The organism is Escherichia coli (assembly GCF_036503815.1).
Lineage (GTDB): Bacteria > Pseudomonadota > Gammaproteobacteria > Enterobacterales > Enterobacteriaceae > Escherichia > Escherichia coli_F.
In genome coordinates, this window is record NZ_AP027764.1 from 4,257,934 (window position 1) to 4,284,039 (window position 26,106).

A 26,106-nucleotide genomic window follows, 5' to 3' on the forward strand; every position below is an offset into this window, starting at 1 on the left:
CGATGAAAAACGTTGGCGACCTGATGCAACGCCTGCAAAAAATGATGCCTGCCCATATCAAACCTGCGTTTAAAACGGGTGAAGAACTACTGGCCTGGCAGAAAGAACAAGGGGCGATCCGCTCCGCCGCTCTCGAACGTGAAAATCGGGCGATGAAAATGCAGCGCACCTTTAACCGCTCCGGTATTCGTCCACTGCATCAGAACTGCTCCTTTGAGAACTATCGCGTTGAGTGTGAAGGGCAGATGAATGCGTTAAGCAAAGCGCGCCAGTATGTCGAAGAGTTTGACGGCAACATCGCCAGCTTCATCTTTTCTGGCAAGCCAGGAACCGGCAAAAACCATCTGGCGGCGGCAATCTGCAACGAGCTACTGCTACGCGGTAAATCCGTATTGATCATCACCGTGGCCGATATTATGTCGGCGATGAAAGATACCTTCAGGAATAGCGGTACCAGCGAAGAACAACTGCTTAACGATCTGAGCAACGTTGATCTGCTGGTGATCGATGAGATCGGTGTGCAGACCGAATCGAAATACGAAAAAGTGATCATCAACCAGATCGTCGATCGCCGCTCTTCTTCCAAACGCCCAACAGGGATGCTGACTAACAGTAATATGGAAGAGATGACCAAGTTGCTGGGCGAACGCGTGATGGATCGTATGCGCCTGGGTAACAGTTTGTGGGTGATCTTCAACTGGGATAGCTACCGTAGCCGGGTAACGGGTAAAGAGTATTAATCCCCGTTTCTGGCGGTATACTGCGACACAATTCCACATTGAGTAATAATGATGAAAACTGTTAAACACCTTCTGTGCTGTGCCCTTGCCGCCAGCGCATTAATTTCCACCGGGGTGCATGCTGCATCCTGGAAAGATGCGCTCTCCAGCGCCGCCAGCGAACTTGGCAACCAAAACAGCACGACACAAGAAGGCGGTTGGTCGCTCGCTTCATTAACTAGCTTGCTTAGCAGCGGGAACCAGGCCTTAAGTGCAGATAACATGAACAATGCCGCAGGCATACTGCAATACTGCGCCAAGCAAAAGCTAGCTTCGGTAACCGATGCCGAAAACATCAAGAACCAGGTACTGGAAAAGCTGGGCCTGAACAGTGAAGAGCAAAAAGAAGACACCAACTATCTGGATGGCATTCAGGGTTTGCTGAAAACCAAAGATGGTCAGCAACTCAATCTGGATAACATCGGAACGACTCCGCTGGCAGAAAAGGTGAAAACCAAAGCCTGCGATCTGGTGTTAAAGCAGGGGCTAAACTTCATTTCCTGATCCGCGAAACGCCGCGTTTTAGCTGTTACCCGGCTGACGCGGCTCTCTCCTGCCCTTTTCCCTGCTCCTGGACGGTTTTCCCCCTGTTACACGGGAAGCGACCGTAATCAAAAAAGTCTGTTTATAAACTAATTCCTAACAACATCGCATTTTTTTGACACTAGAATTGCAGCAATATGGCGACGCCATTACATTGTGTTTCTCAAAAAGCTTAAACGTTGGCTAAACGGCCCGGTTTAGTGAGGATCGCCCGTTGTCAGAACTACTCTCTTTCGCCCTTTTTCTCGCCTCTGTGCTGATTTACGCATGGAAAGCGGGACGTAACACCTGGTGGTTTGCAGCCACGTTAACGGTGCTGGGGCTATTTGTCGTTTTAAATATCACCCTGTTTGCCAGCGACTATTTTACTGGTGATGGTATTAACGACGCGGTTCTCTATACCTTAACCAACAGCCTGACCGGTGCTGGTGTCAGCAAATACATTCTGCCGGGTATCGGCATTGTGCTGGGGCTTACGGCGGTGTTCGGTGCGCTGGGCTGGATCCTGCGCCGTCGTCGTCATCATCCGCACCATTTTGGTTACAGCCTGCTGGCACTCTTACTGGCGCTGGGTTCAGTGGATGCCAGCCCGGCATTTCGTCAGATAACGGAACTGGTGAAATCCCAGTCACGCGACGGCGACCCGGACTTTGCGGCTTATTATAAAGAGCCGTCGAAAACTATCCCTGACCCGAAACTCAACCTGGTTTATATCTACGGCGAAAGTCTCGAGCGAACCTATTTTGATAACGAAGCTTTCCCGGATCTCACGCCTGAACTGGGCGCGTTGAAAAATGAAGGACTGGATTTCAGCCATACGCAGCAGCTGCCGGGAACGGATTACACGATTGCAGGCATGGTGGCTTCTCAGTGCGGCATTCCGCTGTTTGCTCCCTTTGAAGGCAACGCCTCCGCTTCTGTTTCCAGCTTCTTCCCACAGAACATCTGCCTGGGCGATATCCTGAAGAACTCGGGTTATCAGAACTATTTCGTGCAGGGCGCGAATCTGCGTTTTGCCGGTAAAGATGTGTTCCTGAAGTCGCACGGCTTCGACCATTTATATGGCTCAGAAGAGCTGAAAAGCGTGGTGGCAGACCCACACTATCGCAACGACTGGGGATTCTACGACGATACCGTGCTGGATGAAGCGTGGAAAAAGTTTGAAGAGCTTTCCCGCTCTGGTCAGCGATTCTCACTGTTTACCCTGACAGTCGATACCCATCACCCGGATGGTTTTATCTCGCGTACCTGTAACCGCAAAAAATATGATTTTGACGGTAAGCCGAATCAGTCATTCAGTGCGGTAAGTTGCAGCCAGGAGAACATCGCAACGTTTATCAACAAAATCAAAGCGTCACCGTGGTTTAAGGATACCGTTATCGTTGTCTCGTCTGACCATTTAGCGATGAACAACACGGCGTGGAAATACCTCAATAAGCAAGATCGCAATAATCTGTTTTTCGTCATTCGTGGCGACAAGCCGCAGCAAGAAACGCTGGCGGTGAAGCGTAATACGATGGATAACGGCGCGACGGTGCTGGACATTCTCGGTGGCGATAACTATCTCGGACTTGGTCGTAGCAGTTTATCCGGGCAGTCAATGTCGGAAATCTTCCTCAATATCAAAGAGAAAACATTGGCATGGAAGCCGGATATCATCCGCCTGTGGAAATTCCCTAAAGAGATGAAAGAGTTCACCATCGACCAGCAGAAAAACATGATTGCCTTCTCGGGTAGCCATTTCCGTTTGCCGCTGCTGTTGCGGGTTTCAGACAAGCGCGTGGAACCGCTGCCGGAAAGTGAATACTCAGCACCACTGCGTTTCCAGTTGGCCGATTTTGCTCCACGCGACAATTTCGTCTGGGTTGACCGTTGCTACAAGATGGCACAACTCTGGGCTCCGGAACTGGCACTTTCCACCGACTGGTGTGTCTCGCAGGGCCAACTTGGCGGTAAGCAAATTGTTCAGCATGTTGACAAAACAACATGGAAGGGCAAAACAGCATTTAAAGATACGGTCATCGACATGGCGCGTTACAAAGGCAATGTCGATACGCTGAAGATTGTTGATAACGATATTCGCTACAAAGCCGACAGTTTCATCTTCAACGTCGCCGGTGCGCCAGAAGAGGTGAAACAGTTTAGCGGGATTTCCCGTCCAGAGTCGTGGGGCCGCTGGTCCAACGCTCAGCTGGGCGACGAAGTAAAAATCGAGTACAAGCATCCGCTGCCGAAGAAATTTGACCTGGTGATTACCGCCAAAGCATACGGCAATAACGCCAGCCGTCCTATTCCGGTACGCGTAGGCAATGAAGAACAAACCCTTGTGCTGGGCAATGAAGTAACCACCACCACGCTGCATTTCGATAACCCAACCGATGCCAACACGCTGGTAATTGTGCCGCCGGAACCTGTCTCAACCAACGAAGGGAATATCCTCGGACACTCGCCGCGTAAGCTCGGGATCGGCATGGTGGAAATTAAAGTGGTGGAACGTGAAGGGTAATTCCTGACTGATTTGTAGGTCGCATAAAGTGCGACCTACACATCTTCTCCGGCTCACAACACATTATTAAGAAACAAAAAAAACAGCGCCCAACACTTCCCCGGACGCTGCATGGCAACTTTAATAATCTCGCCTTATAAGAAAGTAATTACACCCTTAATCAACTCACGATTGTTAATCACATCGCGCTCGTAGGTTTCTGCCAGCGTGGCGAACGGATAGCGATGGGTTAACATCATGTCGGCAGTGATTTTTCCTTCCGCCATCAGTCGACCGACTTTAGCGAAATCTTCCGGCGTGGCGTTGCGGCTGCCCATCATCGTCGTTTCTTTTTTATGGAATTCCGGATCGGAGAACTGCAACTCACCTTTAAACAGACCGACAAATACCACCGTGCCGCCGTGACGAATCAGATTTACGGTGTTATTCATCGCATGTTGATTACCTGTCGCGTCGATCACTTTCTGCGCCAGCGAACCACCAAACTGCGCCCGCAGCTGCGCGTCAAAATCTTCGGCTGACGGGTCCAGCACGGGCAACTCCAGACGCGTTGCCACATGTTCTCGGCGTGCCGGACTGGTATCCGCCACCACCACCTGTGCGCCATCAGCTTTAGCGATTGCCGCCGCGCCCAGACCGATTGGCCCCGCCCCGACCACCAGCACCTGCTCGCCGGGAGCAATGGCTGCACGACGCACCGCATGTGCGCTAATAGCGAAAGGTTCAATCAATGCTGCCGCCTGCGGGTCAATACCGTCTGCGGGCAAAATGTTCGCCACCGGCACGCTCAAATACTCACTAAAACCACCATCCTGATGCACACCAATGACTGAAATTTTTTCACAGCAATTGGTTCGACCGCTTTTACATGCCGGGCATTGCTGACAGGCAACATAAGGGATCACAGCAACTTGCTGACCATTTTTAAGATCAGCAATATTTTTACCCAGCCCAACAATCTCCCCACATATTTCATGGCCTAAAACGCGTGGATAACTAAAAAATGGTTGATTTCCACCCCAGGCATGAATATCGGTACCGCAAATCCCGACAGACTTAATTTTTATTAATGCTTCATTGTCACCCGGAATAGGTATCTCACGTTGTTTCCAGACTAATTCTTTCGGCTGCTGGCAAATTAAAACATTCATCGTAGACATGATTCGGCTCTCCATTTTTTGTTGCCTTAGATATCAATGAAAATGAAAAATGGCAGCGGAACGGAAAATCTGTTTTGTGAAAACACACGCATAAAAATGTTTTAAATCGGGTTTTAATGGACTCACAAGGAGGAAAATATGAGTCGCTCACAAAATTTACGCCACAATGTGATTAACCAGGTCATTGATGATATGGCGCGGGGTCACATCCCTTCCCCACTTCCATCGCAAAGTGCGCTGGCGGAAATGTACAACATCAGCCGCACCACAGTGCGCCATATTCTCAGCCACTTACGCGAATGCGGCGTCTTGACGCAGGTTGGAAACGACTATGTTATTGCGCGTAAACCTGACCATGATGACGGTTTCGCCTGTACTACCGCTTCAATGAGTGAACAAAACAAAGTGTTTGAGCAGGCTTTTTTCACGATGATAAACCAGCGCCAGTTACGCCCAGGGGAAACTTTTTCTGAACTGCAACTGGCTCGGGCCGCGGGTGTCAGCCCGGTTGTAGTAAGAGAATATCTTTTAAAATTCGGTCGTTATAATCTTATTCAGAGCGAAAAGCGCGGCCAGTGGAGCATGAAGCAATTCGATCAATCCTACGCCGAGCAGCTGTTTGAGCTACGCGAAATGCTCGAAACTCATTCACTTCAGCACTTTCTCAACCTGCCTGATCATGATCCCCGCTGGCTGCAGGCGAAAACCATGCTCGAACGTCATCGGCTACTGCGTGACAACATCGGCAATAGCTTCCGCATGTTCTCGCAACTTGACAGAGATTTTCACTCCTTACTGCTTTCAGCTGCCGATAATATCTTTTTTGATCAATCGCTTGAGATCATCTCAGTCATCTTTCATTTTCACTATCAATGGGACGAAAGCGATCTTAAACAGCGCAATATCATTGCCGTCGATGAGCATATGACCATTCTCAGCGCTCTGATTTGCCGCAGTGACCTGGATGCCACCCTTGCGCTCCGTAACCATTTGAATTCAGCTAAACAATCAATGATTCGATCCATTAATGAGAACACGCGTTATGCTCATTAAGTACGGATTAAAAACAGCAAACTATTAGCGGGTGCACGGTTTTATCAAAAGATAAATACCGGAAAATTCCCGCTTACCTATGCTCACAATCAGTCGACTAAAAATGTTTTTGTGAGCGGTAGTAAAGTCCTAAAACTTTTACCTGCCGTTAATGTCAACCTTGCGTAATGCACAATTACGTAAACAATTAAAATTATAAATACAGGAGTCCGGCGTGGAAAAAGAAAATATCACCCTCGATCCGCGTTCTTCATTTACTCCATCTTCGTCGGCAGATATTCCCGTGCCACCAGATGGATTAGTTCAACGCAGTACCCGAATTAAACGCATTCAAACCACCGCCATGTTGTTATTATTTTTTGCGGCGGTAATCAATTATCTCGACCGCAGTTCACTGTCGGTAGCAAATTTAACGATTCGTGAAGAATTGGGATTAAGTGCCACCGAAATCGGCGCTTTGCTCTCCGTGTTTTCACTCGCTTACGGGATTGCGCAACTTCCTTGCGGCCCACTATTGGATCGTAAAGGCCCGCGCCTGATGCTGGGACTGGGGATGTTCTTCTGGTCACTGTTCCAGGCAATGTCTGGCATGGTGCACAGCTTTACGCAGTTCGTGTTGGTGCGTATAGGTATGGGGATTGGTGAAGCGCCGATGAACCCATGCGGTGTAAAAGTCATTAACGACTGGTTCAACATCAAAGAGCGCGGACGCCCGATGGGCTTCTTCAACGCAGCTTCTACCATTGGCGTTGCCGTAAGCCCACCGATTCTGGCGGCGATGATGCTGGTGATGGGCTGGCGCGGGATGTTTATTACCATTGGTGTGTTGGGTATTTTTCTCGCCATCGGTTGGTATATGCTCTATCGCAACCGCGAGCACGTAGAACTGACTGCCGTTGAACAAGCCTATCTCAATGCCGGTAGCGTCAATGCCCGCCGTGATCCACTCAGTTTTGCTGAATGGCGCAGCCTGTTCCGTAACCGCACAATGTGGGGAATGATGCTCGGATTCAGTGGCATCAATTACACTGCGTGGCTGTATCTGGCCTGGCTTCCTGGTTACCTGCAAACAGCCTATAATCTGGATTTAAAAAGCACAGGATTGATGGCGGCTATCCCTTTCCTGTTTGGGGCTGCCGGGATGCTGGTCAACGGTTACGTTACCGACTGGCTGGTCAAAGGGGGAATGGCTCCGATTAAAAGCCGTAAGATCTGCATTATTGCCGGGATGTTCTGTTCTGCCGCCTTTACGCTGGTCGTACCGCAAGCGACAACATCCATGACGGCGGTTCTGCTGATTGGCATGGCACTGTTCTGCATTCACTTTGCTGGAACATCCTGCTGGGGATTGATCCATGTCGCTGTCGCTTCTCGCATGACTGCATCGGTGGGCAGTATCCAGAACTTTGCCAGCTTCATCTGCGCTTCTTTCGCGCCGATCATTACTGGTTTTATTGTCGATACCACCCACTCATTCCGTCTGGCGCTAATCATCTGCGGTTGCGTCACCGCGGCGGGTGCACTGGCATACATCTTCCTGGTTCGTCAGCCGATCAACGACCCACGTAAAGATTAATTTCCCTATGCCCGATAACATTTTGCTTATCGGGCATTTTATGGCGATTAAAACGTTTCCCAGTTCTCTCCGCTATCTGCCACGGCCATTTTACGCGGCGCAGCTGGCGTCACGGTTTTTACCACAGCCGATGTTTCACGCTGCTGTTGCTGAATCCGGAACACTGCCACAGCTTCGGTCAGGCGACTGGCCTGCTCTTCCAGCGCGGCGGCGGCAGCGGCAGATTCTTCCACCAGCGCAGCGTTCTGTTGAGTTACCCGGTCCATCTCAGCAACCGCTAAGCCAACCTGATCGATACCACGGCTCTGCTCATCAGAAGCCGAAGCAATTTCGCCCATAATGTCCGTCACGCGGGTCACAGCGCTGACAATCTCTGCCATGGTTTCCCCGGCGCTTTCGACCAGCGTAGAGCCAACATCCACTTTGCCCACCGAGTCTTCAATCAGGCTTTTAATTTCGCGAGCCGCCTGAGCGCTACGCTGGGCCAGATTACGCACTTCTCCCGCAACCACCGCAAAACCGCGCCCTTGCTCACCCGCGCGCGCAGCCTCAACCGCCGCGTTCAAAGCCAGAATATTGGTCTGGAAGGCAATGCCGTCAATTACGCTGATAATATCGGCGATTTTCTGCGAGCTGGTGGAGATATCGCGCATGGTCTGCACCACGTTATCAACCACTTTGCCGCCACGTTGAGCCGTTTCGGAAGCACTTAATGCCAGATGGCTAGCCTGACGCGCATTCTCGGCGTTCTGTTTCACCGTTGCGGTCAGTTGCTCCATGCTGGCTGCCGTCTCTTCCAGCGAAGCGGCCTGTTGCTCAGTGCGCGAAGAAAGATCGTTATTACCGGTGGCGATTTCGCTGGCACCGCTATAGATAGCATTGGCCCCGTTGCGCACATCACCGACGGTACGCATCAGCTCTCCCTGCATATGGCGCAAACTCTCTGCCAGTTGCCCCATCTCATTAGAACCATCCACCTCAATCGGTTTCACCAGATCGCCACCTGCAATATGACGAATGCTGTCAATCAGGCGATTCATTGGCGCTACCAACGAGGCTTTAATACCGAACCAGACGGCGAAGATGACCGCCAGTACGACGATCATCACGCCCACCAGAATCCACATCGCCTGGCTGTAGGAGGCATTGTTATCGCTGACAGCGATATCATAGAGCCGATCGTTTTGCTCCATGTAAGCCACATACTGCTTCTCGAAACCGTCCTGATATCCCTGAGTCGGCTGATCAAAGAATTCGTTGATTTTGCCTGCACCTAACAGTTGGATCAGTTCCGCCAGCGCATTGTGATAAATATCGTAATTACGTTTGATCTCTGCCGCTGCGGCGGTGCTCTGACGCGGGTCACGCGGCAATGCTTCGTAATCCGCCCAGTTTTTTTCCGCCTGTTTCAGCGAAATACTGGCACTCTGCATCAGCTCGGCAACGGTTGAACCGCTACCAATATTGTTCTGATCCATCATGTAGCGGATACCTGCGCGGTTGAGGGTGTTACGCGTCTGCAACAACGCGACCCAGCTGCCATTCAGCGTGGATTGCTGTTGGCGAATGGTTTGTAAAACAGTGAAATTTTCTTTGTCATTCTTTAAGGCATTAAAGAACAGACCGCCTGATGTCAGTTGTAAAAGGCCAAAAACGGCCAAAACCAGCAGTAAGCTGGTCACGATCTTGATACGTTTTAACATGGTTTCTCTTTCCACTAGACAGATACACTGGTTGTCGGCCTGGTGGTGGAAAACTTTATGCTGTGGAAAAGCGTCGGCACTGCTTTTGTTGCAGCAAACTTGCGTTTTTTGTGAGGGTCACACTCTATAGCGGCAGTTTATGGTACAAAGTATCAATCTTCTTCGAACCAGTGATACTCCTATGGCTTATAGCATCGATATCATCTCCTGCATTACCGAACGGTTTATGGCGTTAACAGCCACTGAAAAGCGTATCGCACAATTTATTCTTGATGATGTCCCCGCCGCGGTGGAACTGCCAATTGCTGAGCTGGCACGGTTAACGCAAACCAGTCAGGCGTCGGTGACGCGTTTTGCCCGTGCACTGGGGTGCAAAGATGTCCGCGAGCTGAAAGTCAAACTGGCGCAGTCACTGGCTGTCGGGCAGCGGTTTATTCTCGATGTACCGGATCTTGACGGTGTTCAGGGGATCTACGAAGCGATTATTAGCGTGCTGGAAACGCATCGTCGTTCGCTGGATATGAATGCCATCAGCCAGGCTGTAAGCTGGTTAAGTCAGGCGCGGCAAATTCTTGCGTTAGGAGCTGGCGGCGGTTCCACTATCTGTTCACAGGAGATTCAGTACCGTTTATTCCGTCTGGGGCTACCGGTGGTCAGTCAGAATGATGCCCTGATGATGAGAATGATGTGCTCGGCAGTGATGCCGCAGGATGTGGTGATTGTGCTGTCGCTGGGCGGTTATACACCGGAAATCATCGAAAGTGCGGCAATCGCCCGTCAGTATGGCGCGCGTGTTATTGCCATTACGCCAGCACAAACGCCGCTGGCAGAACAGGTAGATCTGGTATTGCCGCTGCTGGTTCAGGAGAGTGATTACATCTTTAAACCCACGCCTTCCCGCTACGCGATGTTGGCCATGGTCGATGTACTGGCAACGGAACTGGCAATGGCAAATAAAGCGCAGGCGAAAGATCGCCTGCGGCGGATAAAACTGGTGTTAGACAGCCACCGTGGGGGCGCTAACCGCCAGCCACTTGGCGATTAGCATTGTCGGTTATGCTTCTTCAGGTTTGGTGATCACGACACTCTGGTTTTCACGCTCATTGGTGATAATAGCCAAAGCTTCTTCCCGGCTGACCTGACTTGCTGGCGTTACCAACGTCACCAGTACGCCAGCGACCAGGCTGCCCAGCACTGACGGAATACACGGGTTACCCCAGTAAGCCAGCCAGTCGGCATTCATCAGCACCACAATTGACATCACCATACCGCTCACTAACGCCGCCAGCGCGCCCTGCCAGTTAAAGCGTAGCCAGAAGCGACCGAGAATCGAGCAGATAAACAGCCCGGACATCAGCATCGAAATCATTTTGGTAATGTAGCTGATGATATCATTAGAGGTCAGAGCAAAGACCAGCGCCAGGCCAATAACAAAGGTCAACATCCAGCGTGAGTAAGTAATGGCCTTGTCCTCCGGCGGCATTCTGCCGGTAATCATGGTGTAGACGTCGCGCATCATAATCGCCACTGCCGCAATGGCATCAGAACTGGCAGAAGACATGGTGGCAGAAAGCCCGGCAATCAGCACCACCAGCCCAAGAATGGCAGGTAAGAAGCTGGTCGCGAACAAGAAGGCGTAGTTGCTGTTTTCCAGATTTGGGTTCATGGTGAACGCCGCCATGCCGATAATGGCAGGCAGAATCGAGAAGAACAGATACAACACGCCAGTAATAACAAATGAACGCCGTACAGAGGGAACGTCTTTTCCCGAGTAAATACGCTGGCGATAAGATGGTGTGGCCAGTACGCCGACACCAATAACCAGTGCCAGCGAAAGCGCAGGCAGCACGCCCATTTTATCAATCGCAAATAGGCTCATCGCTTTTGGGTCCATCGCCTGCTCAATCGCACTCCAGCCGCCAACGTGAACCACGGCAAGAATAGCCATTAATATAAAGCCAAAGAACAGAATTAGGGCCTGAATAGTGTCTGTCCACACTACCGCCGAATAACCGCCGATAATAACGTATATCGCAAAGGCTAAGGCGATAATTAATTTTGCCACAGTAAGATCAATACCCGTCGCCCAGGCAAGATACATACTGCCACCTAATATATGCGCCCCCAGCCAGCCAATAGAGGCAATAAATATCATCAGGCCGACAATATTTTTAATTAAATGGCTGCCGCCAGTATAATAAGATATTTCTTCACTCATGGTCATAAAACGTAATTTACGTACCGGTGCAAACAGCCACGCCACCAGTAATATACCTACGGCCCCACCGACGCCATAAAGCATTCCGGCCCAGCCATTGCTGTAGCCAAAGCCCACTGCGCCCATACTGGAACCAGTGCCAACCATCGTGGCAACGGTTGACCCCAGCGTCAGAAACAGCGGCAGCGAACGCCCGCCCAGCAGAAAATCTTCTCCGTTTTTCTGATTACGAGAAACAAACCAACCAAGCCAAATCATGGCGATGGCATAAATAATAAAGCCGACTAAAAAGATATGACTGTTCATAATTCACATCCTGCCAGTAGAGAGAGAATAATGTAAGAGTTCCCGGAGTGCTGAATGTATTCAGCACTCAATTGCGGTCTGTTTTTTTAATTCTTAAATTTATTAGCGGGTCGCGTTATAACAGGTCACATCGACTTCGACTTTACAATCGACAACCAGATCAGCCACACAACAAATACGTGCAGGCGGATTCTCGCCAAAAAATTCTCTGAATACTTTATTAAATGACTGGAAATAGCGGGCGTCGGTCAGGATCACTTTCACGTGAACCACATCCGCCAGGCTATAACCGGCTTCAGTCATGATGTCGACACAGTTTTGGATCGCCAGTCGTGACTGTTCAACGATTCCGCCTTCTACCACTTCACCGTTTTTCATGGGTGTTTGCCCGGAGACGTACAGCCAGCCGCCCGCCTCAACCGCCCTGGCAAAAGGCAAATGCTGCCCGCCAGTGCCTGTTCCACCTTCCGTACCGTAACGTTTAATGCTCATATTCACTCCTTAATGTGAGGTCTGCCGGCGCAGGAAGCGTCCCGCACGGCCTGTAATATGTTTATCGCGACCATAGCTCATAACGCCGTTCACCATCACCGCCTCAATGCCATCTGCCGGGCGTTTGGGATCAGAAAAGCTGGCAACATCACGAATGGTTTGTGGATCGAACAACACCAGGTCCGCAAAATAACCGACTTTCACCAGTCCTCGCTGGGGCAGGCGAAAACGGCTGGCAGAAAGCCCGGTCATTTTGTGGATAGCCGTGGTCAGTGGGAATAAGCCTTCATCACGGCAATAGTGGCCCAGCACGCGAGGGAAGGCGCCCCATAAACGTGGATGCGGCATGGGATCATTGGGCAGGCCGTCAGAGCCAATCATACTGACTGGATAACTCAATACTCTGCGGACGTCGCGCTCGTCCATGTTGTAATAGATAGCCCCGGCAGGCATTAGCAGCTTCGCGGCCTCCAGCATACTCATCTGCCAGTCGATGGCGATTTGTGCCAGTGTTTTCCCGGCCTGCTGCGGATGCGTTTGTGACCAGGTGATCACAATATCGAATTCGTCGGTGACTTGTTTGAGATCCAGCGTTGAAGAGCTGGCTGAGTAAGGGTAGACATCGCAGCCAATTTCCTGGTGTTGACGCATTTGGTCAAAAAAGGCCAACGTTTCTTTTGTCCGCCCCCAGTTTTTCGCCCCGGCGCATTTATGATGGGAAACCACGACAGGCACTTTGCCATGACGCCCAATACGAAACGCCTCATCCAGGGCATCGAGAATCGGTTCAAATTCAGAACGCAGATGGGTGGTATAAACGCCCTTCTCACCGGCTAATTCTTCCGCCAGCGCCATGACTTCTTCGGTAGTCGCCTGAAATGCTGTGGCATAGGCCAGCCCGGAACTTAACCCCAGCGCCCCCTGACTCAACGCCAGACGTAAGTCGGCACGCATAGCGGCAATTTCATCCACCGTCGCCGGGCGAAACAGGTCGTCCATATGGTTATTACGCAGTGCCGTATGACCAATCAGCGTGCCAACGTTCAGTGACGGCCTTGCTGCTTCCACTGCCTGGGCATAGCTTTCAACGGTAGGATAAATAAAGTGCTCTGCTTCCCCCAACAGATTCATCGGGTCAGGAACTTCGCCTTTCATTTTCGCCGACGCCGCACTGATCCCGCAGTTACCGACAATCACCGTGGTGATCCCCTGGCTGATTTTTGGCAGATATTCCGGGATGCGAATAACGTTGATATCGTCATGGGTATGAACGTCGATAAACCCTGGTGCCAGCACCCGCCCTTCCCCGTCAATGACCTGCTGCGCCGTAACGTTAAGCGCAGGGGCAATATCGACAATCCGATCACCTGTTATTGCCACGTCACCGCGAAATTCAGGGCCGCCGCTACCGTCGATAACGGTCACATTTTTGATTAACCAGTCAACCTGCATGTTCGTCACTCCATTTCTGCAATGGTGACAAGTTAACCATTTACAAGGACGAAAAACAGTGGAAAACTACGCCAAACCCAGATGATTTTCTGATACTTTTATTCATAAATCATAAGATAAATAAATTAAATATTTATATTTCATTTAGTTACAAATGATACTCATATCCGATACGGTGAAAAACTTAAAAGGTGAATGTTATGAAATACCACTCTGAACCTCTGGTTCCCCATAAATCTGCCCTGATGCAAATGCCCGCAAATCTCCTTGCCGAAGATGTCTGTTTACCTGCCGCGATCATTAAAAAGCAGGCCCTGGAGAACAACATTACGTGGATGCAGCGTTATGCTGACGCGCGCGGCGTTTCGCTGGCACCGCACGGTAAAACCACCATGACGCCGTGGATTTTTCAGGCGCAGCAGGCAGCTGGTGCCTGGGCAATAGGTGTCGGTAGCGCATGGCAGGCTGGTGCGGCAATGGCGAGCGGTATTCAGCGAGTGCTGATGGTTAACCAGCTGGTCGGCAAGGCGAATATGCAGTTGATTGCCCGGTTGCAACAACATTACCCGACGGTCGATTTTATCTGCTGTATCGACAGCATTGAGAACGCCCGCGCTTTGTCTGCCTTTTTTGCCAGTCAGCAACAGACACTGAACGTGATGATTGAGCTGGGTGTTCCCGGCGGACGCTGTGGTTGCCGCTCAACGGATGCCGCACTGGCACTGGCTAAACAGGCGGCCCAATTACCAGGGCTACGTCTGCGCGGGCTTGAGTTATATGAAGGTGTTTTACACGGTGACGATCCACAACCGCAGGTAGAAGCTCTGCTGCGGGATGCCGCACAACTGGCCTGTGATATAGCAAGTCTGGTTGATGGCGAGTTTATTCTCACCGGAGCAGGCACGGTCTGGTATGACGTGGTGTGCAATATCTGGCTGGCGGCAGAAAAGCCTGATAACTGCCGCATTGTTATTCGCCCTGGCTGCTACATCACTCACGACACCGGGATCTACGACGCGGCACAACAACAGTTGCTCGCCCGTGATCCTGTGGCCTGTGATCTGGCAGGCGATCTCACATCTGCGCTGGAACTGGTCGCCATGGTGCAATCGGTGCCGGAAGCTGATCGTGCGGTGGTAAATTTTGGTAAGCGTGATTGCGCCTTCGACGCCGGACTGCCGCAACCAGTCGCCCACTACCGCAACGGCAAATCACTGGCATTTGATCCACAGGCGATTCGCAGTACAGGCATTATGGATCAGCACTGCATGTTACAACTGGCTGCCAACAGCGACGTGCAAGTGGGGGACATTCTGGTGTTTGGCACATCGCATCCGTGCCTGACCTTCGACAAATGGAAAGCGTTGTTATTGACTGATGACGACTACAACGTACTGGCGGAATTAGACACTCTCTTCTAAGAATACCCCTTCGGTTAATTATCGAAGGGGCATTTTTATTGTGATCTCAATCACATATCCACCCGACGAATAATTCTTGCCCAACCGCTCACCGCCATTCCTGACCGCTTACGTCCCAAATATAACCACTCAGTTATTTACCTTACTTTACGCGCGCGTAACTCTGGCAACATCACTGCAGGATAGCGGTCAATTTACCTCCTCAAACGCAACGCAAACCTAGAACGGCTTCGGCCTACTATTAATCAATACATGCCAGGTTTTACTATGGATACTAAAAAGATATTCAAGCACATACCCTGGGTGATTCTTGGAATCATCGGTGCATTCTGCCTCGCGGTAGTTGCATTACGTCGGGGGGAGCACGTCAGTGCCCTGTGGATCGTGGTCGCCTCTGTGTCAGTGTATCTGGTGGCTTATCGCTACTACAGTCTGTACATCGCCCAGAAAGTGATGAAACTCGACCCCACGCGCGCGACGCCTGCGGTTATTAACAATGACGGTCTGAACTATGTTCCGACCAACCGTTACGTGTTGTTTGGTCACCACTTCGCCGCTATCGCCGGTGCGGGTCCGCTGGTTGGTCCGGTTCTCGCCGCGCAGATGGGCTACCTGCCTGGTACACTGTGGCTGCTGGCGGGGGTAGTGCTGGCCGGTGCGGTTCAGGACTTTATGGTGCTGTTTATCTCCTCTCGCCGTAACGGCGCATCTCTCGGTGAGATGATCAAAGAAGAGATGGGGCCAGTACCGGGAACTATCGCGCTGTTTGGCTGTTTCTTAATCATGATCATCATCCTTGCCGTCCTGGCACTGATTGTGGTTAAAGCCCTGGCCGAAAGTCCGTGGGGTGTCTTCACCGTTTGCTCAACCGTACCAATTGCGCTGTTTATGGGTATCTACATGCGCTTTATCCGTCCGGGGCGTGTAGGTGAAGTCTCTGTTATTGGTATCGTGCTGCTGGTTGCCTCTATCTACTTCGGTGGCGTAATTGCTCACGATCCGTACTGGGGTCCGGCACTGACCTTTAAAGACACCACCATTACCTTCGCACTGATTGGCTATGCGTTTGTTTCCGCACTGCTGCCGGTGTGGCTGATCCTCGCACCGCGCGACTATCTGGCAACCTTCCTGAAAATCGGCGTTATCGTCGGCCTGGCACTGGGTATCGTGGTGCTGAACCCGGAACTGAAAATGCCTGCGATGACGCAGTACATTGACGGTACTGGCCCGCTGTGGAAAGGCGCTCTGTTCCCGTTCCTGTTCATCACCATCGCCTGTGGTGCGGTATCTGGCTTCCACGCGCTGATCTCCTCCGGTACGACGCCGAAACTGCTGGCTAACGAAACCGACGCGCGTTTCATTGGCTACGGCGCAATGCTGATGGAGTCCTTCGTGGCGATTATGGCGCTGGTTGCTGCGTCCATCATCGAACCGGGTCTTTACTTCGCGATGAATACCCCGCCTGCGGGCCTTGGCATCACCATGCCTAACCTGCATGAAATGGGTGGCGAGAACGCGCCGATCATCATGGCGCAGCTGAAAGACGTTACCGCACACGCGGCAGCGACTGTCAGCTCCTGGGGCTTCGTGATTTCGCCAGAGCAGATCCTGCAAACCGCGAAAGACATTGGTGAGCCTTCTGTCCTGAACCGTGCAGGTGGTGCGCCGACGCTGGCGGTAGGTATCGCTCACGTGTTCCACAAAGTGCTGCCGATGGCTGACATGGGCTTCTGGTATCACTTCGGTATTCTGTTCGAAGCCCTGTTCATCCTGACCGCGCTGGATGCGGGTACCCGTTCTGGCCGCTTTATGCTGCAAGACCTGCTGGGTAACTTCATCCCGTTCCTGAAAAAAACCGATTCTCTGGTTGCCGGTATCATCGGTACTGCGGGCTGTGTGGGTCTGTGGGGCTACCTGCTGTATCAGGGCGTGGTCGATCCGCTGGGCGGCGTTAAGAGCCTGTGGCCGCTGTTCGGTATCTCCAACCAGATGCTGGCAGCCGTAGCGCTGGTACTGGGCACCGTTGTGCTGATTAAGATGAAGCGCACCCAATACATCTGGGTGACTGTTGTTCCGGCTGTATGGCTGCTTATCTGCACCACTTGGGCGCTGGGCCTGAAACTGTTCAGCACCAACCCGCAGATGGAAGGCTTCTTCTACATGGCAAGCCAGTACAAAGAGAAGATTGCTAACGGTACTGACCTGACGGCACAGCAGATTGCCAACATGAACCACATCGTTGTGAACAACTACACCAACGCGGGCCTGAGTATTCTGTTCCTGATTGTGGTGTACAGCATCATCTTCTACGGTTTCAAAACCTGGCTGAAGGTGCGTAACAGCGACAAACGTACTGACAAAGAAACACCGTACGTTCCAATCCCGGAAGGCGGCGTGAAGATCTCTTCGCACCACTAACCGTGTTTAGCCCCGCTTCGGCGGGGCTTTGTTCTTATCAGAGTGAACTATGTTTGGTAACTTAGGACAGGCAAAAAAATATCTCGGCCAGGCGGCGAAGATGTTGATTGGCATTCCAGACTACGACAACTACGTCGAGCATATGAAGACCAACCATCCCGACAAGCCGTACATGAGCTATGAAGAATTCTTCCGCGAACGCCAGAACGCGCGCTACGGCGGCGATGGTAAAGGCGGTATGCGCTGTTGTTAATGGAGAGAGCATGAACCCGATTGCAGTTACCCTACTCACCGGTTTTTTAGGCGCAGGCAAAACCACCCTGCTGCGCCATATTCTTAATGAACAGCACGGCTACAAAATTGCCGTGATTGAAAACGAATTCGGCGAAGTCTCCGTTGATGATCAACTGATTGGCGACCGCGCCACGCAGATCAAAACGCTGACCAACGGCTGCATCTGTTGTTCGCGCTCCAACGAGCTGGAGGACGCGCTACTCGACCTGCTGGATAATCTCGACAAGGGCAATATTCAATTCGATCGTCTGGTCATTGAATGCACCGGCATGGCCGATCCCGGCCCGATTATTCAGACCTTTTTCTCCCATGAGATTTTATGCCAGCGTTACCTGCTGGACGGCGTGATTGCGCTGGTGGATGCGGTACATGCCGATGAGCAGATGAACCAGTTCACCATCGCCCAGTCACAGGTTGGCTACGCCGACCGTATTCTGCTGACCAAAACCGACGTCGCAGGCGAAGCAGAAAAACTGCGTGAACGCCTGGCGCGCATCAACGCCCGCGCACCGGTCTACACCGTCACCCACGGCGACATCGATCTGGGCCTGCTGTTCAACACCAACGGTTTTATGCTGGAAGAAAACGTCGTCAGCACCAAACCGCGTTTCCACTTTATCGCGGATAAACAAAACGATATTTCGTCGATTGTGGTAGAACTGGATTACCCGGTAGATATCAGCGAAGTTTCCCGCGTGATGGAAAACCTGCTGCTGGAATCGGCAGATAAACTGCTGCGTTACAAAGGGATGCTATGGATTGACGGCGAACCTAATCGCCTGTTGTTCCAGGGCGTCCAGCGCCTCTACAGCGCCGACTGGGACAGGCCGTGGGGCGATGAAAAACCGCATAGCACTATGGTGTTTATCGGGATTCAGCTGCCGGAGGAAGAGATTCGGGCTGCGTTTGCGGGGTTGAGGAAGTAATCGTGAAAGGTTGAGTGTAAAGCAGCTCAATGCCCCATTTAGCAGTGAGGGGGGAAACAGAACGACGTGCTCCCCTCCGCTAAGTTTTATTGCGCGTGAATACCTGGATCTGGCAAAAAATTGCCGCGTGTGGCGTCAGACCATGCTTCGCTACCAGAAGCAGGAATGTCGCTGTAATCAATGTCTTCGTCGGATTTATTAACCAAAGCCATGAGTTCAGCTTCTTGCTGCACATCAAGTGTGTGGAGTGTGCCCAGTTTATGTTTAACTATGCTCATTTATGATCAGAACCTTTACTATTAATTTATATTAATGACTTATTTCAGCCATCCAGGCACGTTATATTCTGAGACATTCTCAATGGAATATGCATCTCTCCTGTCAGAACCTTTCTTACATTTCAACTCATCAAAACCCCATTTACCCTCTCTATTGGAATAAAATACAGTATATTTATCAGTATTAAACCCAAAATACTTTTCATTCGAACGTGAAATATTCAACTGGCCACATTTAATCTGATTACGCCATTCAAAATCTATGGTGGTTTTTAAAACGTAGTACGAAATTCCTTCTACATTTTTTGAAGCAAAAGCCACTAAAATAGTAGATACGATAAATGCTCCGGCAAGTATAAATAACCTATACACATTTAATTTAGTCCCCAGAGTTAAAAAAGCAAAATAGATAATAAGTTGCATTAACATGAAGAAAAGCAACATAAAAGCCATCCCTTTCCAGAAATACTCAACCCATGGAGTTAGCGTGATGTTTAGATTACTCAAACTTAAAAATAAACTGGAAGCATAACTACTTGTGAATAAATATATAATTGGCATGACTGCTATAGTCACAGACCTAATAATCATTAATCTTTTATTTTCTTTAAACTCTAACTCTAATATAATAAAAATACCTCCCAGAAAAACAAATACTGAAAAAGCACTAAAAACGTATACAGAGGCACTGACTGGAAAAATATTAATTGAAAGCACAAAAAACAAAAATATAAACCATGCAATAAGTGAACACCAGGCAGCACAACTATTCAACCTGTTTTTATTACTGAACTTAACAAAATACCCCATATATTCTGTAATGCGATTTTCTTCCACTAATGCATAAAGAAGAATACCAACAAAGCACAGAGATAAAATAATATCTTTCCACAGATATTTATAAGGGAGAAGTATAAAACCAAGAAATAGATAAATTAGCAGAATGACATCTAATGCCTTAGTACAAAAATATTGTTTCACTCCTTGCAAGAACCGAACATTCTCCATATGAATCCTTCTCCAGCTATTGATGAAACTCAAGAATACATTTAAAACAGTGACTTAATGCTGATAATACTCTTTGAACAGATGAATTCATCTATTTTTCTGTGTAGAATTTGCGCATCGCATTTAGATGAGAATACCCCATGGCGGAACTGAACCTAAGTAACCTGACGGAAGCAGACATCATTACCAAATGCGTTATGCCAGCCATTCTCAATGCAGGCTGGGACAACACAACGCAAATCAGACAGGAGGTCAAACTCCGGGACGGTAAAGTCATCGTACGTGGTAAAGTTGCGGCACGCAGAACGGTAAAATCTGCTGACATCGTGCTGTATCACAAACCAGGCATTCCCTTAGCCGTGATTGAAGCAAAAGCCAACAAACATGAAATTGGCAAAGGGATGCAACAGGGCATTGAATATGCGCGCCTGCTGGACGTTCCTTTTGTTTTTGCCACCAACGGTGATGGCTTTATCTTCCGCGATGCCACCGCAACCGAAGGTGAATGCCTTGAAAAGCAAATAACGCTGGATGACTTCCCCTCCCCCGCTGAACTCTGGCAAAAATTCTGCCTCTGGAAAGGATACACACAAGCTCAGCTTCCGGTGATTACTCAGGACTATTACGACGATGGCAGCGGTAAATCGCCACGTTATTACCAGCTTCAGGCAATCAACAAAACCATTGAAGCCGTCTCCAACGGGCAAAACCGCGTTCTCCTGGTCATGGCGACCGGAACAGGGAAAACCTATACCGCATTCCAGATCATCTGGCGCCTGTGGAAATCAAAAAATAAAAAACGCATTTTGTTCCTTGCCGATCGCAATATTCTGGTCGACCAAACCAAAAATAATGATTTCCAGCCATTTGGTACGGCAATGACCAAAGTCAGCGGACGCACCATTGATCCCGCTTATGAAATTCACCTCGCGCTCTATCAGGCTATAACTGGCCCGGAGGAAGACCAAAAAGCGTTTAAACAAGTCGCACCAGATTTCTTCGATCTGATCGTGATCGACGAATGCCATCGCGGCAGCGCATCCGAAGACAGCGCCTGGCGAGAGATCCTTGATTATTTCAGTTCCGCCACCCAAATTGGCTTAACCGCCACGCCAAAAGAGACGCATGAAGTCTCCAGCACGGATTACTTCGGCGATCCGGTTTACGTCTACTCGCTAAAAGAAGGGATCGAAGACGGCTTCCTCGCCCCTTATAAAGTTGTCCGTGTTGATATTGATGTTGATCTGCAAGGCTGGCGCCCAACCAAAGGGCAAACTGACTTAAACGGCGAAGTGATCGACGATCGTATCTATAACCAGAAAGATTTCGATCGCACGATGGTAATCGACGAACGCACAGAACTGGTTGCCAGAACCATTACCGACTACCTCAAGCGCACCAATCCGATGGATAAAACCATCGTCTTCTGTAACGACATCGATCATGCAGAACGTATGCGCCGCGCCCTGGTTAATCTCAACCCGGAGCAGGTGAAAAAGAACGACAAATACGTCATGAAAATCACCGGCGATGATGAAATTGGCAAAGCTCAGTTGGATAACTTCATCAACCCGAAAAAACCGTACCCGGTTATCGCGACCACTTCAGAGCTGATGACCACTGGTGTGGATGCTAAAACCTGCAAACTGGTAGTACTGGACCAGAACATCCAGTCGATGACCAAATTCAAGCAAATTATCGGTCGTGGTACACGCATCGACGAACGTTACGGCAAACTCTGGTTTACCATCCTCGACTTTAAAAAAGCCACCGAACTGTTTGCCGATGAGCGTTTCGATGGCATTCCCGAAAAAGTCATGGATACCACACCAGAGGATATCGCCGATCCAGAATCTGATTTTGAAGAGAAACTCGAAGAAATCAGCGAACATGACGACGAACAGGTAACAGGCGTTGATGAACCGCCTGCGCCACCATACCAGGTTAACGATACCGATGATGTCGGCCCACTTCCGGAAGAAGACGAGAAGAAAATCCGCAAGTTTCACGTCAACGGTGTAGCGGTGGGCGTTATTGCGCAGCGTGTTCAGTATTACGATGCCGACGGTAAACTGGTTACCGAATCTTTTAAAGATTACACCCGCAAAACACTGCTCAAAGAATATGCCTCGCTGGATGACTTTACCCGCAAGTGGCAGGACGCCGATCGCAAAGAAGCGATCATTCACGAGCTGGAACAACAAGGGATCATCTGGGAAGTGCTGGCAGAAGAAGTCGGTAAAGATCTCGACCCGTTCGACATGCTTTGCCACGTAGTGTATGGTCAGCCGCCGTTAACCCGCAAAGAGCGCGCCGAGAACGTGCGCAAGCGGAACTATTTCACAAAATACTCTGAAGCAGCGCAAACCGTGCTCGATAATCTGCTGGATAAATACGCCGATGCGGGCGTACAGGAGATCGAAAGTATTCAGGTGCTGAAACTTAAGCCATTCGACAGCATGGGCACCTTACCGGAGATTATTAAAACCGGATTTGGCGACCGTAACGGGTATAATCAGGCGCTCAGCGAGCTGGAAAACGAAATCTACCAATTACCGCCCCGCTCTGCTTAACAACTCTCTTTTGCGCCTTCTGCAACCATCATGTTGCAGAAGGCCTTGTTTTTCATGGAATACAACATGTCTATCAGTTCAGTAATCAAATCATTACAAGATATTATGCGCAAAGATGCCGGTGTGGATGGCGATGCGCAGCGTCTCGGTCAGCTCTCCTGGCTGCTGTTTTTGAAAATCTTCGATGCCCAGGAAGAGGCGCTGGAACTGGAGCAGGATAACTATCAATATCCGATCCCACAGCGTTATTTATGGCGCAGTTGGGCCGCAAACGCTCAGGGCATTACCGGTGATTCCCTGCTGGAATTCGTTAATGATGATCTGTTCCCGGCGTTGAAAAACCTCACTACACCTATCGATAAAAACCCACGCGGCTACGTGGTGAAGCAGGCGTTCAGCGATGCCTATAACTATATGAAAAACGGTACGCTACTGCGCCAGGTGATCAACAAGCTGAACGAAATTGACTTTACCAGCGCCAGCGAACGCCATCTGTTTGGTGATATTTACGAACAGATCCTTAAAGATCTGCAATCTGCGGGCAATGCTGGTGAATTCTATACTCCACGCGCCGTCACTCGCTTTATGGTGGATCGCGTCGATCCGAAACTCGGCGAATCCATTATGGACCCGGCCTGCGGTACGGGCGGTTTTCTTGCCTGCGCATTTGATCATGTAAAGAACAAATACGTGAAGAGCGTCGCCGATCATCAGACGCTGCAACAACAGATCCACGGTGTTGAGAAAAAACAGCTTCCGCACCTGCTGGCGACCACCAATATGCTGTTGCACGGCATTGAAGTACCGGTACAAATTCGTCACGACAACACCCTGAACAAACCGCTTTCCTCCTGGGATGAGCAACTGGATGTCATTGTTACCAACCCGCCGTTTGGTGGCACGGAAGAAGACGGTATTGAGAAGAACTTTCCGGCAGAGATGCAAACCCGCGAAACGGCGGATCTGTTCCTGCAACTGATTGTGGAAGTACTGGCGAAAAACGGTCGCGCGGCGGTGGTATTGCCGGATGGCACACTATTTGGCGAAGGCGTTAAAACCAAAATCAAAAAACTGCTTACCGAAGAGTGCAACCTGCATACCATCGTGCGCTTACCGAATGGTGTGTTTAACCCCTATACCGGCATTAAAACCAACCTGTTGTTCTTTACCAAAGGTCAGCCAACCAAAGAGATTTGGTTCTATGAGCATCCGTATCCGGCGGGCGTGAAAAATTACAGTAAAACCAAGCCGATGAAGTTTGAAGAGTTTCAGGCGGAAATCGACTGGTGGGGGAACGAGGCCGATGGTTTTGCCAGCCGCGTCGAGAATGAGCAGGCGTGGAAAGTCAGCATTGATGACGTGATTGCGCGTAACTTCAATCTGGATATTAAAAACCCACATCAGGCGGAAACCGTTAGCCATGATCCGGACGAACTGTTAGCGCAGTATGCAAAACAGCAGGCGGAGATCCAGACGCTGCGTAATCAACTGCGCGATATTCTTGGCGCTGCGCTGTCTGGCAAGGAGGTTAACTAATGAGTGTGGAAAAGCTGATCGTTGATCATATGGAAACCTGGACCTCGGCGTTGCAAACCCGTTCCACCGCCGGGCGCGGCAGTTCCGGAAAAATTGATTTATATGGCATTAAGAAATTACGTGAGCTGATTCTGGAACTGGCTGTGCGCGGTAAACTGGTGCCGCAAGACCCGAACGATGAACCGGCGTCGGAGCTGCTGAAGCGTATTGCGGCGGAAAAAGCAGAGCTGGTGAAGCAAGGTAAAATTAAAAAGCAAAAACCACTGCCGGAAATTAGCGAGGAAGAGAAGCCGTTTGAATTGCCGGAGGGATGGGAGTGGGTGCGATTGGGTGACTTTACTAATATCATTCGTGGCATAACTTTTCCAGGAAATGAGAAGTCTCAATTTCAAGCCCCAGGTAAAATAGCTTGTTTACGAACAGCGAACGTGCAAGAAAAAATAGATTGGGATGATTTAATATATATATCTGATAGTTTTGTAAAGCGAGATGATCAATACCTCCAAGAACACGATATAGTCATGTCTATGGCAAATAGTCGTGAATTGGTTGGTAAAGTCGCCCTAGCTTCTCTACCTGATAATAGCAAATTTACATTTGGCGGATTCTTGAGTGTATTGAGACCATTAGTTGTTAATGAAATTTATTTAATGGCCTTACTCAGATGCGAAACTTATAAATCACAGTTAATTGAATCAGCAAGTCAAACTACAAATATTGCTAATATATCGTTAGCAAAACTTAACCCATTACCAGTATGTATTCCTCCAGCTAAAGAGCAAATTCATATTGTTAAAAAGATGAATGAACTCATGTCCCTATGCGACCAACTGGAACAGCAATCCCTGACCAGTCTGGACGCACATCAGCAACTGGTTGAAACCCTGTTGGGAACGCTGACTGACAGCCAAAACGCCGAGGAACTGGCTGAAAACTGGGCTCGTATTAGCGAGCATTTCGACCCACTATTTACCACTGAAGCTAGCGTGGATGCGTTAAAACAGACCATTCTGCAACTGGCCGTAATGGGTAAACTTGTGCCGCAGGATCCGAATGATGAACCAGCCTCTGAACTGCTCAAACGAATTGCGCAGGAAAAAGCACAACTGGTGAAAGAAGGAAAAATAAAAAAACAAAAACCGTTGCCGCCGATTAGCGATGAGGAAAAGCCGTTTGAACTGCCGGAAGGGTGGGAGTGGAGTTACCTATCAGATATTGGAATACTTGCTAGAGGAAGATCTAAACATAGACCTCGTAACGATCCCACTCTTTATGCTGATGGCACAATCCCATTAGTACAAACAGGTGATGTTGCAAGATCTAATGGATGTATAAATACATATTCCGCGCTATATAATCAACTAGGATTAAGTCAAAGTAAATTATGGAATAAAGGTACTCTTTGTATTACGATTGCTGCAAATATTGCAGACTCTGGTATTTTAAACTTTGATGCTTGTTTTCCCGATAGTGTAGTTGGCTTTACTCCATATGAAAATGAAATACCTGTTCTTTATTTTCATTATTTCATGATGACAATAAAATCCACTCTGGAAAAATTCGCCCCATCAACTGCGCAAAAAAACATCAACATTGATATATTAAGTCAATTGTTTTTCCCATGTCCACCATTAGAAGAATTCCATCGTATTGTTGATAAAGTTCAAAACTTATTATCAGTTTGCGATGTTCTAAAAGCCTACATTCAATCCGCCCAGCAAACCCAACTGCACCTTGCAGATGCACTCACTGACGCGGCGATAAACTAATTTTCCCGCCCTCAAAAAAGCAATAAAGCGGCTCAATAGCCGCTTTATTCACATCAGCAAAAATTATATTTCACGCTAATTTTCATCTTATTTTC

At 49.6% G+C, this 26,106-nt stretch carries 20 protein-coding genes; 13 read left to right on the plus strand and 7 right to left on the minus strand.

What is annotated here, in order from left to right; all coding sequences use genetic code 11:
* Positions 1-2 precede the first annotated feature (2 nt).
* From dnaC to opgB, 3 genes are all read left to right on the plus strand, one after another.
* A complete protein-coding gene (dnaC, locus tag AABJ99_RS20440) occupies positions 3-740 on the plus strand; it encodes a DNA replication protein DnaC (protein ID WP_000799911.1) in 738 nt (245 codons plus the stop codon).
* Positions 741-788: 48 nt separating this feature from the next.
* Positions 789-1,283, plus strand: a complete 495-nt coding sequence (gene yjjA, locus AABJ99_RS20445) for a DUF2501 domain-containing protein YjjA (protein WP_077782364.1) — start codon at positions 789-791, stop codon at positions 1,281-1,283.
* Between the two features lie 253 nt (positions 1,284-1,536).
* Positions 1,537-3,828 carry a phosphatidylglycerol--membrane-oligosaccharide glycerophosphotransferase gene (gene opgB, locus AABJ99_RS20450; RefSeq protein WP_039020396.1) on the plus strand — a complete coding sequence of 764 codons (2,292 nt, stop codon included), beginning with the start codon at positions 1,537-1,539 and terminating at the stop codon, positions 3,826-3,828.
* A 134-nt stretch (positions 3,829-3,962) separates the two neighbouring features.
* On the opposite strand, the gene lgoD is transcribed toward opgB, so the two are convergent.
* Positions 3,963-4,988: an L-galactonate oxidoreductase gene (gene lgoD, locus AABJ99_RS20455; RefSeq protein ID WP_000106034.1), complete on the minus strand. Its 1,026-nt coding sequence runs from the start codon at positions 4,986-4,988 to the stop codon at positions 3,963-3,965.
* A 138-nt stretch (positions 4,989-5,126) separates the two neighbouring features.
* On the opposite strand from lgoD, the gene lgoR reads away from it, so the two are divergent.
* Positions 5,127-6,041 (plus strand): GntR family transcriptional regulator, encoded by a 915-nt coding sequence (gene lgoR / locus AABJ99_RS20460; RefSeq protein ID WP_000091572.1) that lies wholly within the window; start codon positions 5,127-5,129, stop codon positions 6,039-6,041.
* Between the two features lie 214 nt (positions 6,042-6,255).
* Positions 6,256-7,617 (plus strand): MFS transporter, encoded by a 1,362-nt coding sequence (lgoT, locus tag AABJ99_RS20465; RefSeq protein WP_000410144.1) that lies wholly within the window; start codon positions 6,256-6,258, stop codon positions 7,615-7,617.
* A 47-nt stretch (positions 7,618-7,664) separates the two neighbouring features.
* Here lgoT and tsr read toward each other — a convergent pair whose 3' ends face one another.
* Positions 7,665-9,320, minus strand: a complete 1,656-nt coding sequence (gene tsr / locus AABJ99_RS20470; RefSeq protein ID WP_039020397.1) for a methyl-accepting chemotaxis protein — start codon at positions 9,318-9,320, stop codon at positions 7,665-7,667.
* A 181-nt stretch (positions 9,321-9,501) separates the two neighbouring features.
* Here tsr and AABJ99_RS20475 point away from each other — a divergent pair, with 181 nt between their 5' ends.
* Positions 9,502-10,365, plus strand: a complete 864-nt coding sequence (locus AABJ99_RS20475) for a MurR/RpiR family transcriptional regulator (protein ID WP_039020398.1) — start codon at positions 9,502-9,504, stop codon at positions 10,363-10,365.
* Positions 10,366-10,374: 9 nt separating this feature from the next.
* On the opposite strand, the gene AABJ99_RS20480 is transcribed toward AABJ99_RS20475, so the two are convergent.
* From AABJ99_RS20480 to AABJ99_RS20490, 3 genes are all read right to left on the minus strand, one after another.
* The gene (locus tag AABJ99_RS20480) at positions 10,375-11,844 is read right to left on the minus strand and encodes a sodium:solute symporter family protein (protein WP_039020399.1); all 1,470 of its coding nucleotides are present in this window, start codon (positions 11,842-11,844) and stop codon (positions 10,375-10,377) included.
* 102 nt (positions 11,845-11,946) lie between these two features.
* Positions 11,947-12,336 (minus strand): RidA family protein, encoded by a 390-nt coding sequence (locus AABJ99_RS20485; RefSeq protein WP_000023754.1) that lies wholly within the window; start codon positions 12,334-12,336, stop codon positions 11,947-11,949.
* 9 nt (positions 12,337-12,345) lie between these two features.
* Complete coding sequence (locus tag AABJ99_RS20490; RefSeq protein ID WP_001605451.1) at positions 12,346-13,788, minus strand: N-acyl-D-amino-acid deacylase family protein; 1,443 nt, start codon at positions 13,786-13,788, stop codon at positions 12,346-12,348.
* Positions 13,789-13,988: 200 nt separating this feature from the next.
* On the opposite strand from AABJ99_RS20490, the gene AABJ99_RS20495 reads away from it, so the two are divergent.
* The 4 genes from AABJ99_RS20495 to yjiA all read left to right on the plus strand — a co-directional run bounded on the left by AABJ99_RS20495 (position 13,989) and on the right by yjiA (position 18,847).
* The gene (locus AABJ99_RS20495) at positions 13,989-15,209 is read left to right on the plus strand and encodes an amino acid deaminase (RefSeq protein ID WP_039020400.1); all 1,221 of its coding nucleotides are present in this window, start codon (positions 13,989-13,991) and stop codon (positions 15,207-15,209) included.
* 267 nt (positions 15,210-15,476) lie between these two features.
* Positions 15,477-17,627, plus strand: coding sequence for a pyruvate/proton symporter BtsT (gene btsT, locus AABJ99_RS20500; protein WP_001314407.1), 2,151 nt, complete (start codon positions 15,477-15,479; stop codon positions 17,625-17,627).
* A gap of 49 nt (positions 17,628-17,676) precedes the next feature.
* Positions 17,677-17,880, plus strand: a complete 204-nt coding sequence (gene yjiX / locus AABJ99_RS20505; protein ID WP_000467859.1) for a YbdD/YjiX family protein — start codon at positions 17,677-17,679, stop codon at positions 17,878-17,880.
* A gap of 10 nt (positions 17,881-17,890) precedes the next feature.
* Entirely contained in the window at positions 17,891-18,847 is a 957-nt protein-coding gene (gene yjiA / locus AABJ99_RS20510; protein WP_001297640.1) for a GTPase, read from the plus strand.
* A gap of 86 nt (positions 18,848-18,933) precedes the next feature.
* Here yjiA and AABJ99_RS20515 read toward each other — a convergent pair whose 3' ends face one another.
* Both AABJ99_RS20515 and AABJ99_RS20520 read right to left on the minus strand, forming a co-directional pair.
* Positions 18,934-19,125 carry a hypothetical protein gene (locus AABJ99_RS20515; protein ID WP_039020401.1) on the minus strand — a complete coding sequence of 64 codons (192 nt, stop codon included), beginning with the start codon at positions 19,123-19,125 and terminating at the stop codon, positions 18,934-18,936.
* Between the two features lie 39 nt (positions 19,126-19,164).
* Positions 19,165-20,133, minus strand: coding sequence for a hypothetical protein (locus AABJ99_RS20520; protein WP_039020402.1), 969 nt, complete (start codon positions 20,131-20,133; stop codon positions 19,165-19,167).
* A gap of 140 nt (positions 20,134-20,273) precedes the next feature.
* Here AABJ99_RS20520 and hsdR point away from each other — a divergent pair, with 140 nt between their 5' ends.
* The 3 genes from hsdR to AABJ99_RS20535 all read left to right on the plus strand — a co-directional run bounded on the left by hsdR (position 20,274) and on the right by AABJ99_RS20535 (position 26,011).
* On the plus strand, positions 20,274-22,706 hold the full coding sequence (hsdR, locus tag AABJ99_RS20525; protein WP_039020403.1) for an EcoAI/FtnUII family type I restriction enzme subunit R: 2,433 nt from the start codon (positions 20,274-20,276) through the stop codon (positions 22,704-22,706).
* A 66-nt stretch (positions 22,707-22,772) separates the two neighbouring features.
* Positions 22,773-24,242: an N-6 DNA methylase gene (locus tag AABJ99_RS20530; RefSeq protein WP_338387442.1), complete on the plus strand. Its 1,470-nt coding sequence runs from the start codon at positions 22,773-22,775 to the stop codon at positions 24,240-24,242.
* On the plus strand, positions 24,242-26,011 hold the full coding sequence (locus AABJ99_RS20535) for a restriction endonuclease subunit S (RefSeq protein WP_039020405.1): 1,770 nt from the start codon (positions 24,242-24,244) through the stop codon (positions 26,009-26,011). Before AABJ99_RS20530 ends, AABJ99_RS20535 begins: the two co-directional genes overlap by 1 nt.
* Positions 26,012-26,106: the final 95 nt, after the last annotated feature.

Coding starts and splice junctions, on each gene's coding strand:
- tsr (WP_039020397.1), bottom strand. CDS start 9,320: ATGTTAAAACGTATCAAGATCGTGACCAGCTTACTGCTGGTTTTGGCC.
- AABJ99_RS20530 (WP_338387442.1), top strand. CDS start 22,773: ATGTCTATCAGTTCAGTAATCAAATCATTACAAGATATTATGCGCAAA.
- AABJ99_RS20515 (WP_039020401.1), bottom strand. CDS start 19,125: ATGAGCATAGTTAAACATAAACTGGGCACACTCCACACACTTGATGTG.
- lgoD (WP_000106034.1), bottom strand. CDS start 4,988: ATGTCTACGATGAATGTTTTAATTTGCCAGCAGCCGAAAGAATTAGTC.
- yjjA (WP_077782364.1), top strand. CDS start 789: ATGATGAAAACTGTTAAACACCTTCTGTGCTGTGCCCTTGCCGCCAGC.
- yjiA (WP_001297640.1), top strand. CDS start 17,891: ATGAACCCGATTGCAGTTACCCTACTCACCGGTTTTTTAGGCGCAGGC.
- AABJ99_RS20495 (WP_039020400.1), top strand. CDS start 13,989: ATGAAATACCACTCTGAACCTCTGGTTCCCCATAAATCTGCCCTGATG.
- AABJ99_RS20535 (WP_039020405.1), top strand. CDS start 24,242: ATGAGTGTGGAAAAGCTGATCGTTGATCATATGGAAACCTGGACCTCG.
- AABJ99_RS20480 (WP_039020399.1), bottom strand. CDS start 11,844: ATGAACAGTCATATCTTTTTAGTCGGCTTTATTATTTATGCCATCGCC.
- AABJ99_RS20520 (WP_039020402.1), bottom strand. CDS start 20,133: ATGGAGAATGTTCGGTTCTTGCAAGGAGTGAAACAATATTTTTGTACT.
- AABJ99_RS20485 (WP_000023754.1), bottom strand. CDS start 12,336: ATGAGCATTAAACGTTACGGTACGGAAGGTGGAACAGGCACTGGCGGG.
- AABJ99_RS20475 (WP_039020398.1), top strand. CDS start 9,502: ATGGCTTATAGCATCGATATCATCTCCTGCATTACCGAACGGTTTATG.
- yjiX (WP_000467859.1), top strand. CDS start 17,677: ATGTTTGGTAACTTAGGACAGGCAAAAAAATATCTCGGCCAGGCGGCG.
- AABJ99_RS20490 (WP_001605451.1), bottom strand. CDS start 13,788: ATGCAGGTTGACTGGTTAATCAAAAATGTGACCGTTATCGACGGTAGC.
- btsT (WP_001314407.1), top strand. CDS start 15,477: ATGGATACTAAAAAGATATTCAAGCACATACCCTGGGTGATTCTTGGA.
- hsdR (WP_039020403.1), top strand. CDS start 20,274: ATGGCGGAACTGAACCTAAGTAACCTGACGGAAGCAGACATCATTACC.
- lgoR (WP_000091572.1), top strand. CDS start 5,127: ATGAGTCGCTCACAAAATTTACGCCACAATGTGATTAACCAGGTCATT.
- dnaC (WP_000799911.1), top strand. CDS start 3: ATGAAAAACGTTGGCGACCTGATGCAACGCCTGCAAAAAATGATGCCT.